Genomic DNA, 16,057 nt, shown 5'->3' on the forward strand with positions numbered 1-16,057 from the left:
GAGCCGGCCACCGTCCCGCGCTCCGGTCGGCCGTTCCCGTCGTGGCGCTCCGGCCGGGACGGCCCCGGCCCCTCCGTGGCGTTGTCCTCCCTCCGCCGTCCGCCTCCGCTCAGAGCTGCTCGGTGAGCCAGGTGTGCACCGCGAGGGCGGTGGTGCGGGAGTGCTCCTCCAGTACGGTGAAGTGGTCGCCCGGCACGGTGACTTCGGAGTGCGGCAGACTCCAGGGCCCGGCCGCCTCGATGCCCGGCAGAGGGTCCCTGGCCCGTACGAAGAGGGTGGGTGCCGCCAGGGGTGTCGGTTTCCAGCCGTCGTAGAGCTCCAGATAGCCGGCCATCGCCGTGAGCCGGTCGATCTCGGCCGAGGCGAACTGCGCGGAGTGGTCCAGCATCCCGGCCGTCATCGCCGAGAGCGCGGGCCCGTCGCCGCCCTTGTCACCGCCCGCGCCGCCGCTCTCGCCGGGGAAGGTGTCGATCAGGACGACGGCGGACGGAGCGGGTCCCGTGCCCTCCAGGTGCTCGGCGACCGCGTGGGCCACCCATCCGCCGGCCGAGCGCCCCAGCAGGACGAACGGCTCGTCGCCCGCGCACGCGCGTACCGCCGCCGCCTGCGCCGCCACGAAGGCGTCCAGGGTGGCGGGCAGCGACTCGCGCGGCAGGAACCCCGGGTTCGGCAGCACCGAGACGGGACGCCGGCCCTGGAGGGCCGGCCCGAAGCGGGTGTACTCGTGCGGCCCCGACAGGGCGCTGAGGGCGGGGAAGCAGAGCAGGCGGGCGCCGGAGCCTCCCTCCGCGACGGTGACGGGCGAGGGCGGAGCACCGAGGGCGCCGGCGCTCTCGAACACGTCACGGAAGCGGGCGGCGATCGTCAGAAGCGCCATCCCGTCCCACGCCCTGCCCCGGGCGCACGCCGTACGGAAGAGCGCGGACAGGGAGTCGGCGGGCGCGCCCTTCGGGGACGGATCCCCGTCCGGGGCACCACCCCGCCCCCGGGGCACGAGCCCGCCCGCGGCGGTGCCGTCCGGTGCCGGGCCGGGGGCGACGGGTGCCTCCGGGGCGGCGGGTACGCCGGGCGTGGCCTGGGACCAGCGTTCCTCCAGATGGGCGGCGACCGCACGCGGCGTCGGGTGGTCGAACAGGAGGGTGGCCGGCAGGGCGAGTCCCGTCACGGCCGCGAGCCGGTTGCGCAACTCGACCGCGGCCAGCGAGTCGAGCCCCAGTTCCGCCAGTGCGCGGTCCGCGTCGATCACGGGGCCCTCCGCGCTGTGGCCGAGTGCCAGGGCCGCTTCCGCCAGGACCTCCGACAGGAGCAGCGCGCCGCGCGCGGCCGCGGGGGCGGCGGCGAGCCGACGTCCCGGTGATCCGCCCCCGGCACCGGGCTCCGTGAGCGCCGTGGAGGCTCTCCGGACCGGCACCCGGCCCGGCACGCGGGAGAGCGGTGCCCCGGGGGTGCCGGCCGCGGCCGGGTCCAGCCGGGCCGCCACCAGGACCGCGTCCTGACCTTCGACGGCGGCGTCGAAGAGCGCGAGCCCCTCCTCGGTGCGCAGCGGGACGAATCCGGAACGCGCCATCCGGCGCAGATCCGCCTCACGCAGCGTGGCCGTCATCCCGCCGCTCTGCTGCCACGGCCCCCAGGCGATCGAGGTGCCCGGCAGTCCGAGGGCCCGGCGGTGCTGTGCCAGGGCGTCCAGGAACGCGTTCGCCGCCGCGTAGTTGCCCTGGCCGCCGGAGCCGAACACCCCAGCCACCGAGGAGAAGAGGGCGAACACCGCGAGGTCGCCGTCCCGGGTCAGCTCGTGCAGGGCGAGGGCCGCGTCCACCTTCGGCCGCAGGACACGGGCCAGGCGCTCCGGCGTCAGCGCCGGGATCACCCCGTCGTCCAGGACACCCGCGGTGTGCACCACGCCGGTCAGCGGATGCGCTCGCGGTACGCGCGCGAGCAGGGCGGCGAGCGCCGCACGGTCGGCGACGTCGCAGGCCGCCACCGTCACCTCCGCGCCCGACTCCGCCAGCTCCGCGCACAGTTCGGCGCTGCCGGGCGCGTCCGCTCCGCGTCGCCCCACGAGCAGCAGATGCCGTACCCCGTGGGCGACCACCAGGTGGCGGGCGAACGCCGCGCCCAGGGAGCCGGAGCCCCCGGTGACCAGGACGGTGCCGTCCGGGCGGAGCCGCCGGAGCGCGCCCTCGTCGGCCCCCGCCGTGTGTTCCGGGCGGGAGGCCCGGACGAGCCCCGGTGCGTACGCGACACCGCGCCGCACGGCCGTCTGCGGCTCGAGGCTCGCCAGCGCCCGGACCAACGCCGCCCCGGACGCGGGATGTTCGTCCACGTCGATCAGTGTGAAGCGGCCCGGGTTCTCGGTCTGTGCCGAACGCAGAAGCCCCCGTACCGGCGCGTGCGCGAGCAGGGCGTCGGCCGTGGCGCCGCCGTCTCCCGACTTCGCACCCGTTCCGGCCCCCGTGGCGACGGCGCCCGAAGTGACGACGACCAGGCGTGAGCCGGCGAGACGCTCCTCGGAGAGCCAGTCCTGTACGAGCCGCAGTGCCCACCCGGCCGCACGGTGCGCCGCCGACGCGCGGTCCGGTCCGTCGGCCGGGACGAGGGGAGGGCAGGCGATGACGACGTCCGGTGCGTCGGGACCCGCCGAGGCCGCGTCCGCGTACACCGTGGGCCTGATGCCCGACCGCACGAGTGCGTCGTACGGCCAGGGCCCCGGCTCGCCCAGCAGCCCGTACCGAGGTGGTTCCGCCCCCGCCGGAGCGGGCGCATCCAGGAGGCGTACCCAGTCCAGGCGGAACAGGAGGTCGCCGTGTGCCCGCCCGCCCAGCCCCTCGCGGGGGAGCGGACGCAGGGCCAGTGAGCGCACCGTGGCCACGGGGGCCCCGGAACCGTCGGTCAGCTCCAGCCGGGCCGTGTTCCCCTCCGTCGGTGTCACCCGCACCCGTACCGCGCGGGCGCCGGAGGCGTGCAGCCGCACGCCGCTCCAGGCGAACGGGAGCGACAGCACCGTGCCGCCGCCGTCCGGAGTGTCCTGAACCTGCTCGGACTCACGTGTCCCCTCGTAGTCCTGACGGACCATCATGGTGTGCAGGGCCGCGTCCAGCAGGGCCGGATGCAGGGTGAACCGCCCGGCGTCGCCGTGCTCCTCCTGCGGGAGTTCCACCTCGGCGAGGACATCGGTGCCCAGGTGCCAGGCCGCGCGCAGCCCCTGGAAGGCCGGGCCGTAGCGGAGCCCGCCGCGTGCCAGCCTGTCGTAGAGGCCGGGCCCGGTACCGAGCGGCAGCGGGACGGCGCCCGCGGGAGGCCAGGGGGCAGGGGACTCCCCGGAGACCCGGGGTTCAGGGAGCGCGTGGCCGGACGGGGCCAGCGTCCCGGAGGCGCGGAGGCTCCAGGGCCCCTCGGGCCCGGGCGTGTGCGTCCGCGCGTGGAACACCACGGCCCGCCGCCCGTCCGCGTCCGCCCCCGCCACCTTCAGCTGGAGTTCGACCGTCTCGTCGGCGGCCAGTGACAGCGGTGCCGTCAGAGTCAGCTCCTCCAGTACGGAGGCGCCTACCCGGTCCCCGGCGTGGATCGCCATGTCGACAAACGCGGTCGCCGGCAGGAGCACCGTGTCCAGCACCGCGTGGTCGGCCAGCCAGGGCTGGTCCCGCAGAGAGAACCGGCCGCTCAGCAGCAGGCCGTCGTCGTCCGCCGTCGAGGTCGCCGACGAGAGGAACGGGTGCGGCGAGGCGTCCTCTTCCGGCGCGGCCCCCGGCCGGTCGGCCTCCAGCCAGTACCGCTCACGCTGGAAGGCGTACGTCGGCAGCGCCGTGCGCCGCGCCCCGCGGCCAGCGAAGACCGCGTGCCAGTCGACCGGGACCCCATGGGCGTGGAGCGCGGCGACGGCGGTGAGCAGTGCTTCGGCCTCCGGTCGCGGGCCCCGCAGGGTCGGGACGAACGAGGGCGCGGGCACCAGCCCGCCCGCCCCGCCACCCGCCGCCGGGTCCGCGGCCGGGTCCCTGGTTCCGTCCGTGGCCCGGCCCTTGGCCCCGTCCGCGCCCGCGTCCCCGGCCACGGACGCGGGTGGGGGCTCGCAGAGGTAGTCGCGGGCGAGACCGGTGAGCACACTGTCCGGGCCGAGCTCCACGAAGTGTGCCGCGCCCCGCTCCCGCAGCCGGCGCACCGCGTCGGTGAACCGGACCGGTCGGCGTGCGTGCTCCACCCAATACCGGGACGAGCGGACCTCCTCCGCGGCGGCGGGCAGGTCCGCCACCGCGCCGACGAGGGGAATCTCCGGCCGGGAGTAGGTGATCTCCCGCGCCACCAGGTCGAAGGCGTCGAGCATGGGGTCCATGTGCGCCGAGTGGAAGGCGTGGCTCACCCGCAGCCGGGTGGCCTCACGGCCCCGCGCGCGCCAGTGGGCGACGGCGTCCAGCACGGCGGGTTCGTCCCCGGCGAGGACGACCACGGAGCGACCGTTCACGGCCGCGATCTCCAGCCCCCGGCCCGCCCCGTCCGCCAGGAACGCGACTACCTCGTCCTCGCCGGCCCGTACGGAGGCCATCGCCCCACCGGCGGGCAGCGCGTCCATCAGACGGCCCCGCGCCGCCACCAGGGTGCAGGCGTCCGCGAGGGACAGCACCCCGGCCACATGCGCTGCCGCCAGCTCACCGACCGAGTGCCCGGCCACCATGTCGGGGCGCACACCCCAGGACTCCAGCAGCCGGAACAGGGAGACCTCCAGCGCGAAGAGCGCCGGCTGCGCGAACCGCGTCGTGTGCAGGAGCCCGTCCGCCCCGGCGCCCTCGCCGGCCCGGTCCGCCTCTGCCCGGTCGTCCGCCTCGTCCCCTTCGGCGAAGACCACGTCCCGCAGCGGCTGCGGCAGCAGCGGGTCCAGCAGCGCGCAGACGGCGTCGAAGGAGCGGGCGTAGACGGGCTGGGTCTCGTACAACTGGCGGCCCATTCCGCTGCGTTGGCTGCCCTGTCCCGTGAACATGAAGGCGACCGCGCCCGCCGGGCGGGGGCCGCTCGTGCTCAGACCCGGCCGGGAGAGGCCCTCGGCCACCGCGTCGAGGGAGGCGAGCAGTTCGCGGCGGTCACCGGCCACCACCACGGCGCGGTGTTCGAAGTGGGCGCGGCTCGTGGCCAGGGAGAAGCCGAGGTCCAGCAGGTCGGCCCCCGGGCGCGCGTCCACATGGGCGCGCAGGCGCCGCGCCTGCGCCCGCAGTCCCGCGGCGCTCCTCGCCGACACGGGGAACGGCACGGCCGCCACCTGAGCGGCCGGGGACCCGTTCTCCGGGCCGCGCGGATCATCCGGCTCCTCCACCGGTGCCTGCTCGATGACCACATGGGCGTTCGTCCCGCTGATCCCGAAGGACGACACCCCCGCCCGCCGGGGCCGTCCGGTCCGGGGCCACGGCACCGGCCGGGTCAGCAGTGACACCGCGCCCGACGACCAGTCCACGCCGGGGTTGGCCTCCTCGGCGTGCAGCGTGCGCGGCAGTACCCCGTGCGCCATTGCCTGGACCATCTTCATCACACCGGCCATACCCGCCGCGGCCTGCGTGTGCCCGACGTTCGACTTGACCGAGCCCAGCCAGAGAGGATGTTCCCGCGCGCCGTCCCGGCCGTAGGCCTCCAGGAACGCCTCCGCCTCGATGACGTCGCCGAGCCGGGTGCCCGTACCGTGTGCCTCCACCGCGTCGATCTCGGCGGGCACCAGCCGCGCGTCGGCCAAGGCCTGGCGGATCACCCGCCGTTGCGCCGGTCCGTGCGGCGCGGTCAGGCCGTTGCTCGCGCCGTCCTGGTTCACGGCGGAGCCGCGTACCACGGCCAGCACCTCGTGTCCGGCCCGCCGCGCTTCCGACAGCCGTGTCAGCAGTAGCATGCCCGCGCCCTCGGCCCATCCGGTGCCGTCCGCCGCCGCGCCGAACGCCTTGCAGCGGCCGTCGGGCGCCAGCGCGCGCTGCCTGCTGAACTCGACGAACGAGTGGGGCGCCGACATGACGGTGACGCCCCCGGCCAGCGCCAGCGAGCACTCGCCCCCGCGCAGGGCCTGGGCCGCCAGGTGCAGGGCCACCAGGGACGACGAGCACGCCGTGTCCACCGTCACCGCGGGCCCCTCCAGGCCCAGGGTGTAGGCGATACGGCCGGAGGCGACGCTGCCCGCGTTACCGATGCCGAGGTAGCCCTCCACCCGCTCCGGTGTGCGGACGAGACGGCCGGCGTAGTCGCTGTACATGAGCCCGGCGTACACACCGGTGGGCGTGGAACGCACCGTGCCGGGATCGATCCCCGCGTGCTCGAAGGCCTCCCAGGCGACTTCGAGCAGCAGCCGGTGCTGCGGGTCCATGGCCGTCGCCTCGCGGGGCGAGATCCCGAAGAAGGCGGGGTCGAAGCGGTCCACACCGGTCAGGAAACCGCCGTCGCGTACGTAGGTACGGCCGGCCCGCCCGGGATCCGGGTCGTACAGCCCGTCCACGTCCCACCCCCGGTCGGCGGGGAAGGGGGTGATGGCGTCGACACCCTCGTCGACCAGCCGCCACAGGTCCTCGGGGGACCGCACGCCGCCGGGAAAGCGGCAGGCCATGCCGATGACGACCACGGGATCGTCCGCCGGGTCGTCCCCCTGCGGACGTGCGGGCCGGGCACGCACCGTGCCGCCGGTGAGCCGGGCCCGGAGGTGTGCGGCCAGCTCCGTCGCGGTGGGGAAGTCGAAGGGCGCGGCCTCGGACAGCGGGACACCGGTCGCCGTGGACAGACGGTCGCGCAGCACCATGGACGTCAGCGAGTCCAGGCCCAGGTCGCGGAACGCGGTGCCCGCCCCCACCTCGTCCACGGCACAGTCGAGCACGGCGGCGACCTCGGCCCGCACCAGGGCCGTCAGATCCGCCGTTCCCGTCCCCGTCCCCGTGGCCGTTTCCGTGGCCGTTTCCGTCTCCGCCCTGCTCGCCGCGCCCGTGTCCGGAGCCGCCGCCCCGGCCGGCAGGAGCCGGGCGGGCAGGTCCCCGAGCAGGTACCGCCTGGCCTTTCCCGAGGCGGTACGCGGGATCTCGTCCACCTCGTAGAAGGCCACGGGCACCTTGAACGGCGACAACCGTTCCCGGCAGGCGGCCAGGACCGCCCTCCGGTCGAGGGCACCGCCCCGCTCCGGGACCAGGTAGGCGACCGGAACCTCACCGAGGACGTCGTCCGGGCGGCCGGCCACGGCGGCGTCCCTGATCCCCGGCAGCGTCAGCAGCACCGCCTCCACCTCGGACGGATGGACGTTCTCCCCGGCCCGGACGATCAGCTCACCGACCCGGCCGGTCAGGGTGAGCTGACCGTCGGCACCGATCCGGGCCAGGTCACCGGTGCGGTACCAGCCGTCGCGCAGGACCTCGGCGGTGTCGTCGGGCCGGCCGTGGTACCCGGCCATGACGCCGGGCCCGGAGACCCGCAACTCCCCCTCACCCGTGCCTCCTTCGCCGCCGACGCCGTCACCGATACGCGCTCGGGTGCCCGGCAGCACACGGCCGCAGGAGCCGGGCGCCCGGTCGGTGCCCGGTGCCGTCATGGTGACGGGCCCCGCCTCGGTGCTCCCGTAATGGTCGAGGAACGGAACCCCGCAGGTCTCTTCGAAGGCCCGCCGGAACGCGGGGGCGACGGCCGCGCCGCCACTGACGCAGCCCCGCAGTGCGGGCGCCCGCAGCCCGTCGGCGCCCACGGCGTCGAGGAGCTTGCCGTACGTCGTCGGCACCCCGGCCAGCAGGGTGAACGGCTCGTCGGCCCGGCGCAGTTCCGCCAGCACGGCCCTCGCGGAGAAGCGCGGCAGGATCGCCGCGGACGCTCCGGTCGCGGTCACCCCGAGGACGCACAGGACCTGCCCCATGGCGTGGTGGAGGGGGAGCGGCCACAACAGGCGGTCGTCGGCCGACAGACCGAGGACGGTGACGAGGCCGGACGCCACCGACGACAGGCGGTTGCGCTGGGTGGACAGCACGCCCTTGGGGAGGCCGGTGGACCCGGAGGTGTAGAGCAGCCAGGCCACCTCGTCGAGCCCGAGGTCGTCCGGAGCGGGAACGGGGGGTTCGGTGGTGGCCATGTTCTCGTACCGCCACACGTCCACCGGACCCGTCGCGTCGTCACTCGCACCGGTCGCCGGGGCCCCGCCCGGCGGACCGGTGTCCGGCGCCCCGCCGTCCCGCATGCCGCCGTCGCGTGTCCCGTCGTCGCGTGTCCCGGCGTCCCGGACGAGCACCACCCTCAGCCGGGGGCGGTCCGACGGTAACGGCGGTAAGCGGCGCAGGGTGGACCGGTCGGTGACGAGGACCCGGGCGCCGCTGTCGTCCAGCATGTGCGCCAACTCGGCCGTGCTGCTCCGCGCGTCCATCGGCACACCGACCGCCCCCGCCCTGGTGACGGCGAGGACGCTCTCGACGGCCTCCACCCGGTTACCGAGGACGATCGCCACCCGCTCACCGTGCCGCAGCCCGAGGCCGGCGAAATGCCCTGCCAGCCGGCCGGTCCGCGCCTCCAGCTCCGCGTAGGTCACACGGAAGCGCTCGTCCTGGAAAGCGGTCTTGGTGCCGAGACGCCGGGCATGGTCCCGGAGCAGTTCCGGCAGAGGACGGAGGTCGGCCGTACGTGAGGTCACCAGGATGAACGCTTCCTCTGGGGGCGGGAGTTGCCGGCCTCACGATAGGGGCGCGCGCCATCGGCCCGAAGGAGGCGCGAGCGCCGGAAGCCGACCGCTCGGAGCGCGGCGGGGACGACCGGAAGCGGACCGCGGGACTCCGCCATCACCACGGATCCGGCGCACATGAAAAAGACCCTCCGCGCAGTGTCTCCACTGGCAAGAGGGTCTTTTCGGCACTTCTCGCGAAGTGCCCCCGGCAGGATTCGAACCTGCGCACCCGGCTCCGGAGGCCGATGCTCTATCCCCTGAGCTACGGGGGCGATGTCGCCGCTCTCGGCGGCGACGGGTGAAACACTACCAGCTCCGGGGCGGTGCCCGGGAACGGGTATTTCCGTCAGCGGGTACGGGCGCGCCCCGGGGGCGGACGGCCGGACGCCGGGTGCGCGGTCCGGGCGGACCGGCCCCGCGCCGGCCCGACCCGGGCGCCCGGCCGGCCCGTCACCGGCCGGGTGGCCGGATCCCGGTGCCCCGCCGCCCGCCCGTGTGCGGTCCGAGGCGGTCCCCCCGGGCGGAAGTGGGCAAAAGCCGGACGCGGCCCCTCCGCCCCGCCTACTCTCGAAGGGTGTCAGGGGTGTACGGCCGCGTGCTCGTTGTCGACGACAACAAGGTCATCCGGCAGCTGATCAAGGTCAATCTCGAACTGGAGGGCTTCGAGGTCGTGACCGCGGCCGACGGTGTCGAGTGTCTGGATCTCGTGCACCGCATCTGTCCGGATGTGATCACCCTCGACGTGGTGATGCCCCGCCTCGACGGCATACAGACCGCGACCCGGCTGCGCGAAGACCCGCGGACCAGCGCTCTGCCGGTCGCCGTCGTCAGCGCCTGCACCCCCTTCGAGGTGGACGCCGGAGTGGCCGCCGGGGTCGACGCGTTCCTGGAGAAGCCGTTCGAGCCGAGCGAGCTGGTGCGGGTCGTCCACCGGCTGATGCGCAAGCAGGGGCCGCACCCGGAGGACCCGCCGGCACCGGCCCGTGGACGCGGCGCCGGAAGGGCCGGAAGCACCGCGGGGTGACCGGTGCGCCCCGTCGTACCGCACGTCCGGCTGACCGCATGGCGAAACCGGGTCGCGGAGTGCCCCCCTTCCTCCCCTACGCTTGTCCCGTGACCCCCGCGGAACTCTCCCGGACCGTGCTGCGCGCTGTGCGCCGCGCGGTGGACGAGGACGCCCTGCGCGCGCCCGTGCCCGCGCGCGTGCGGGTGGAGCGGAGCAAGCCCGGCGGCAGCGGTGACTACGCCTGCGCCGTCGCCCTGCAACTGGCCGGACCCGCCGCGCTCCCGGCGCACGAGGTCGCCCGGATCCTCCGGGACCGGATGGCCACCGCGCCCGGGATCGGACGCGTCGAGGTCACCGGCCCCGGCTTCCTGAACTTCACGCTCGACACCCCCGGCACAGCCGCTCTCGTACGGACGGTGGGGGAGCGCGGCACGCGCTACGGACGGGCCGACCGGCCCACCGGGGAGATCCGGCGGCTGCACCACCGGCGCGAGGTGCGGGCCGCCGTCGTGGCCGACGCCGTGCGGCGACTGCTGTGCGCGCGGGGCGTCCAGGCGCGGACGAGCTGCGAAGAGGCGCCCGACCCCGACTGGGCACGGCTCGGCGTCACCGTGGACGCGTGGGGCACGCCCACCGCCCCGCCGCCGGAGACCCGGCCCGTGCCCGCGGGGGCCACGGCCGGCGCCCTGCTGGCCCGCCTCGGCCCCGACGCCACCCGGTGGGGCCTGCTGCGGCCCGCCGGCCACGACCGCGCCCCGCTCGGCGACGACCTGCTCGTCCAGGGCGAGGCCAACGCCCTCTTCCGGGTCCGTCACGCCCACGCCCGCGTCCGCGCGCTCGTCCGGGGCGCGGACCGGCTCGGCTTCGCCCCCTCGTACGAGCGGGAGGTGGACGGCCCCGCCGCCGGTGCCCTGTGCGCCCTGCTCGCCGACCACCCCGGCGTACTCGACGCCGCCGCCCGCCACCAGGCGCCCGACCGGCTCGCCCGGCACCTCGAAGCCGTCGCGTGCGCCTTCTCCGACTTCCACGACGCCGCCTCCCCGCTCCCCGTCGGCGACGAGAAACCCTCGGCCGCCCACCGCTCCCGGCTGGCCCTCGCCGAAGCCGCCGGGACGGTGCTGGCCGGCGGCCTGGACCTCCTCGGCATCAGCGCGCCCGATCACCTCTGAGAGAGCCAAGAGAGCAGAGCACCACGATGAGCCGATCCGCACACCCCGCCGGGCCCCGCCACGCCGACGTCCTCCCCGAGGGCCACTGGACCGCCCCGGCCACCGACCTGAACGCCCTGGACGAGAAGGTCTGGTCCCGTACGGTCACCCGCGACGCCGACGGCGCCGTCTCCGTCGGCGGGATCGAAGTCGCCCGGCTGGCCGAGGAGTTCGGCACCCCGGCGTACATCCTCGACGAGAGCGACTTCCGGGCCCGCTGCCGCGCCTGGGCCGACGCCTTCGGCGCGGACGCCGACGTCTTCTACGCCGGGAAGGCCTTCCTGTCGCGCGCCGTCGTGCGCTGGCTCAAGGAGGAGGGGCTGAACCTCGACGTCTGCTCCGGCGGGGAGCTGGCCACCGCGCTCGACGCGGGGATGCCCGCCGAGCGCATCGCCTTCCACGGCAACAACAAGACGACCGCCGAGATCGAGCGGGCCGTCACGGCGGGCGTCGGGCGGATCGTGCTCGACTCCTTCCAGGAGATCGTCCGCGTCGCGCACGTCGCCCAGGGCCTCGGCACGCGCCAGCGCGTGCAGATCCGGGTCACCGTGGGCGTCGAGGCGCACACCCACGAGTTCATCGCCACCGCGCACGAGGACCAGAAGTTCGGCATCGCGCTGGCCGACGGGCAGGCCGCCGAGGCGGTCCGCAGGGCCCTCACCCTGGACGGCCTCGAACTCGTCGGCATCCACTCGCACATCGGCTCGCAGATCTTCGACATGGCCGGATTCGAGGTCTCCGCCCGCCGCGTCGTCGGGCTGCTCGCCGAGATCCGCGACGAGCACGGGGTGGAGCTCCCGGAGATCGACCTGGGCGGCGGCCTCGGCATCGCCTACACCTCCGAGGACGACCCCCGTGAGCCGCACGAGATCGCCAAGGCGCTCGGCGACATCGTCACCCGTGAGTGTGAGTCGGCCGGCCTCGCCACCCCCCGGATCTCCGTCGAGCCGGGCCGGGCGATCGTCGGCCCCACCGCCTTCACGCTCTACGAGGTCGGCACCATCAAGCCCCTGGAGGGCCTGCGCACGTACGTCAGCGTCGACGGCGGCATGTCGGACAACATCCGCACCGCCCTGTACGACGCCGAGTACAGCGTCTCGCTCGTCTCGCGCAGCTCGGACGCCGGCCCCATGCTCGTCCGGGTCGTCGGCAAGCACTGCGAGAGCGGGGACATCGTGGTCAAGGACGCGTTCCTGCCCTCCGACCTGGCCCCCGGCGACCTGATCGCCGTACCCGCCACCGGCGCCTACTGCCGTTCCATGGCGAGCAACTACAACCACGCCCTGCGCCCGCCGGTCGTCGCGGTGCGCGACGGGCGGGCCCGGGTGATCGTCCGGCGTGAGACGGAGGAAGATCTCCTGCGCCTCGATGTCGGTTGATGAAATAGGGGTCTCAGGATCCGGACGGGTGGCAGAAACTCCCGTCCGGTGAGTGAGACTGGTCCACACATCAGAAGTATGAGAAACGAGGTCGGATGATGCGTACGCGTCCGCTGAAGGTGGCGCTGCTGGGCTGCGGAGTGGTCGGCTCAGAGGTGGCGCGCATCATGACGACGCACGCCGACGACCTCGCCGCGCGCATCGGCGCGCCGGTCGAGCTCGCGGGCGTGGCCGTCCGCCGGCCCTCCAAGGTCCGTGAGGGCATCGACCCCGCGCTGATCACCACGGACGCCACCGCCCTGGTCAAACGCGGCGACATCGACGTGGTCATCGAGGTCATCGGCGGCATCGAGCCCGCCCGGACGCTCATCACCACCGCCTTCGAGCACGGCGCCGGCGTCGTCTCCGCCAACAAGGCGCTGCTCGCCGAGGACGGCTCCGCGCTGCATGCCGCCGCGGAGAAGCACGGCAGGGACCTGTACTACGAGGCGGCCGTGGCCGGCGCCATCCCACTCGTACGCCCGCTGCGCGAGTCCCTCGCCGGGGACAAGGTCAACCGGGTCCTGGGCATCGTCAACGGCACGACCAACTTCATCCTCGACAAGATGGACACCAGCGGCGCCGGGTACTCCGAGGCGCTCGACGAGGCCACCGCGCTCGGATACGCCGAGGCCGACCCGACCGCCGACGTCGAGGGCTTCGACGCCGCGGCCAAGGCCGCGATCCTCGCCGGGATCGCCTTCCACACCCGGGTGAGGATCGGCGAGGTGCACCGCGAGGGCATCACCGAGGTCACCGCCGCCGACATCGCCTCCGCCCGCCGCATGGGCTGCACCGTGAAGCTCCTCGCGATCTGCGAGCGCGCCGCCGACGGCCGGTCCGTCACCGCCCGCGTGCACCCCGCGATGATCCCGCTCAGCCACCCGCTGGCCTCCGTCCGCGAGGCGTACAACGCGGTCTTCGTGGAGGCCGAGGCGGCCGGGCAGCTGATGTTCTACGGCCCCGGAGCCGGCGGCTCCCCGACCGCGTCCGCGGTCCTCGGCGACCTCGTGGCCGTCTGCCGCAACAAGATCGGCGAGGCCACCGGCCCCGGTGAGTCCGCCTACACACGCCTGCCGGTCAGCCCCATGGGCGATGTCGTCACCCGCTACCACATCAGTCTCGACGTGGCCGACAAGCCGGGCGTCCTCGCCCAGGTCGCGACGGTCTTCGCCGAACAGGGCGTGTCCATCGACACCGTCCGCCAGCAGAGCCGGCAGGACCCGGACGGCGAGGCGTCCCTCGTCGTCGTCACCCACCGCGCGCTCGACGCCGCCCTCTCCGGGACCGTCGAAGCGCTGCGCAAGCTGGACACCGTGCGCGGTGTCGCCAGCATCATGCGTGTTGAAGGGGAGTAAGGACCCATGACCAGCAAGGGCACCCACCAGTGGCGCGGCATCATCGAGGAGTACCGGGACCGGCTTCCGGTCACGGCCACGACGCCGGTCGTCACACTCCGTGAGGGTGGTACGCCGCTCGTTCCGGCGCAGGTCCTCTCCGAGCGCACGGGGTGCGAGGTACACCTCAAGGTCGAGGGCGCCAACCCCACCGGGTCGTTCAAGGACCGCGGTATGACCATGGCGATCACCCGGGCCAAGGAGGAGGGCGCGCGGGCCGTCATCTGCGCCTCCACCGGAAACACCTCCGCCTCCGCCGCCGCGTACGCGGTACGGGCCGGCATGGTCTGCGCCGTCCTCGTGCCCCAGGGCAAGATCGCGCTCGGCAAGATGGGGCAGGCGCTCGTCCACGGCGCGAAGATCCTCCAGGTCGACGGGAACTTCGACGACTGCCTCACCCTGGCCCGCTCCCTCTCGGACAACTACCCGGTGGCGCTGGTCAATTCGGTCAACCCGGTGCGTATCGAGGGGCAGAAGACCGCCGCCTTCGAGATCGTCGACGCGCTCGGCGACGCCCCCGACATCCACGTCCTGCCGGTCGGCAACGCGGGCAACATCACGGCCTACTGGAAGGGCTACAAGGAGTACGCGGCCGACGCGGTCTCCTCGCGCACTCCGCGCATGTGGGGCTTCCAGGCGTCCGGCTCCGCGCCCATCGTGCGCGGTGAGGTCGTCAAGGACCCGGCGACCATCGCCACCGCGATCCGCATCGGCAACCCGGCCTCCTGGCAGTACGCGCTGGACGCCCGCGACGAGTCGGGCGGCTTCATCGACGAGGTGACGGACCGCCAGATCCTCTCCGCCTACCGCCTGTTGGCGTCGCAGGAGGGTGTCTTCGTGGAGCCCGCATCGGCGGCGTCCGTGGCCGGACTGCTCAAGGCGGCCGAAGCCGGCGAGGTCGATCCCGGTCAGCGGATCGTCTGCACCGTCACGGGCAACGGCCTCAAGGACCCCGACTGGGCCGTCGCGGGCGCCCCGCAGCCGGTCACCGTCCCGGTCGACGCCGTCGCCGCGGCCGAGAAGCTCGGTCTCGCCTGACGGCGGACGGCGCCCGGGTCCGGAGGATCAAGAGCGCATGGGAGGCGGGCGACACGCATCGTGCGCCTCCTGTGCGCCCTATGTCGCCACAGAACCTTCCTTCGATAAGCTGTACCCGACCCGCCCCCGCCGCGTGTGCCGGGGAGCAGTCGCCGTCGCGGCCGCCGGGTACCACCCCACTTCCGTACAACAGCCCCCACGCACGCCGCAGTACCGCAGCACACCCCGCACCACCGATCCCCGCCGCCGTACAGGAAGAGTCGTCCAACCGATGGCCGGTCCCGCGTTCCGAGCCGCCGCCGTCCGGGTGCGCGTCCCCGCAACCAGCGCCAATCTGGGCCCGGGTTTCGACGCCCTCGGCCTCTCGCTGGGGCTCTACGACGACGTCGTCGTCCGGGTCGCCGATTCCGGGCTGCACATCGACATCGCGGGTGAGGGCGCGACGACGCTTCCCCGCGACGAGAACCACCTGCTCGTACGCTCCCTGCGCACCGCCTTCGACCTGCTCGGCGGGCAGCCGCGCGGCCTGGAGATCGTCTGCGCCAACCGCATCCCGCACGGCCGCGGCCTCGGTTCCTCGTCCGCCGCGATCTGCGCCGGGATCGTCGCCGCCCGCGCCGTGACGACGGGCGGCGAGGCACGTCTCGACGACGCCGCCCTGCTGGAGCTGGCCACCGAGATCGAGGGGCACCCGGACAACGTCGCGGCCTGCCTCCTCGGTGGTTTCACCCTCGCCTGGACGGACGGACCGTCCGCCAGGGCGATCCGGATGGACCCCGCCGACTCCGTGGTCCCGGTGGTCTTCGTCCCGGCCACGCCCGTCCTCACCGAGACCGCCCGCGGCCTGCTGCCGCGCACCGTGCCCCATGTGGACGCGGCCGTCAACGCGGGCCGCGCCGCGCTGCTGGTCGAGGCCCTGACCAGGCGTCCCGAGCTGCTGCTCGCGGCCACCGAGGACCGGCTCCACCAGGAATACCGGGGCCCGGCGATGCCGCGGAGCGTGGAGCTGGTGAACCGGCTGCGCGCCGACGGTGTCCCCGCTGTCATCTCCGGCGCCGGGCCCACCGTGCTCGCGCTGACGGAGGAAGGTGCGGCCGACAAGGTCGCCCGGCTCGCGGGCGAGGGGTGGGCGGCCAACCGGCTCACCCTCGACGCGGCCGGGGCGAGTGTGCTGCCGCTCACCGCGTGAGCGCACGTGATTGCCGGTGCACGAGAGGGGGAATGTTTGTTGGAGCCGGTAGTGTTAACCTCAAGTCAGCAATCGACGTCTTCGTGGCGCGTTGCTTCGCGTCCCCGTCCGGGACCACCACTCTTCCGGGAGCCTCCCCGACTGCCTGAGCAGCCTGCCTGAG

The 16,057-nt window shown here is 74.5% G+C and carries 7 protein-coding genes and 1 tRNA gene; 6 read left to right on the forward strand and 2 right to left on the reverse strand.

Annotation, left to right across the window (positions count from 1 at the left end):
- Positions 1-109: 109 nt before the first annotated feature.
- Together B9S64_RS22645 and B9S64_RS22650 are read right to left on the reverse strand one after the other, a co-directional pair.
- Complete coding sequence (locus B9S64_RS22645) at positions 110-8,608, reverse strand: type I polyketide synthase (RefSeq protein WP_103490383.1); 8,499 nt, start codon at positions 8,606-8,608, stop codon at positions 110-112.
- Positions 8,609-8,838: 230 nt separating this feature from the next.
- Positions 8,839-8,910: transfer RNA gene (locus B9S64_RS22650), tRNA-Arg, on the reverse strand.
- A 254-nt stretch (positions 8,911-9,164) separates the two neighbouring features.
- Here B9S64_RS22650 and B9S64_RS22655 point away from each other — a divergent pair.
- The 6 genes from B9S64_RS22655 (at position 9,165) to thrB (ending at position 15,894) form a co-directional block, all read left to right on the forward strand.
- Positions 9,165-9,662, forward strand: coding sequence for a response regulator (locus B9S64_RS22655; RefSeq protein WP_103488497.1), 498 nt, complete (start codon positions 9,165-9,167; stop codon positions 9,660-9,662).
- 89 nt (positions 9,663-9,751) lie between these two features.
- Positions 9,752-10,813, forward strand: coding sequence for an ArgS-related anticodon-binding protein NrtL (nrtL, locus tag B9S64_RS22660; protein WP_109492100.1), 1,062 nt, complete (start codon positions 9,752-9,754; stop codon positions 10,811-10,813).
- A gap of 26 nt (positions 10,814-10,839) precedes the next feature.
- Positions 10,840-12,231 (forward strand): diaminopimelate decarboxylase, encoded by a 1,392-nt coding sequence (lysA, locus tag B9S64_RS22665; protein ID WP_103492315.1) that lies wholly within the window; start codon positions 10,840-10,842, stop codon positions 12,229-12,231.
- A gap of 95 nt (positions 12,232-12,326) precedes the next feature.
- Complete coding sequence (locus B9S64_RS22670; protein ID WP_181012357.1) at positions 12,327-13,628, forward strand: homoserine dehydrogenase; 1,302 nt, start codon at positions 12,327-12,329, stop codon at positions 13,626-13,628.
- Positions 13,629-13,634: 6 nt separating this feature from the next.
- Positions 13,635-14,705: a threonine synthase gene (gene thrC / locus B9S64_RS22675; RefSeq protein WP_103492314.1), complete on the forward strand. Its 1,071-nt coding sequence runs from the start codon at positions 13,635-13,637 to the stop codon at positions 14,703-14,705.
- A gap of 271 nt (positions 14,706-14,976) precedes the next feature.
- Entirely contained in the window at positions 14,977-15,894 is a 918-nt protein-coding gene (thrB, locus tag B9S64_RS22680; protein WP_103492313.1) for a homoserine kinase, read from the forward strand.
- Positions 15,895-16,057 lie beyond the last annotated feature (163 nt).

The sequence above is a fragment of the Streptomyces sp. SM18 genome (genome assembly GCF_002910775.2).
In the GTDB taxonomy this organism is placed as follows: domain Bacteria; phylum Actinomycetota; class Actinomycetes; order Streptomycetales; family Streptomycetaceae; genus Streptomyces; species Streptomyces halstedii.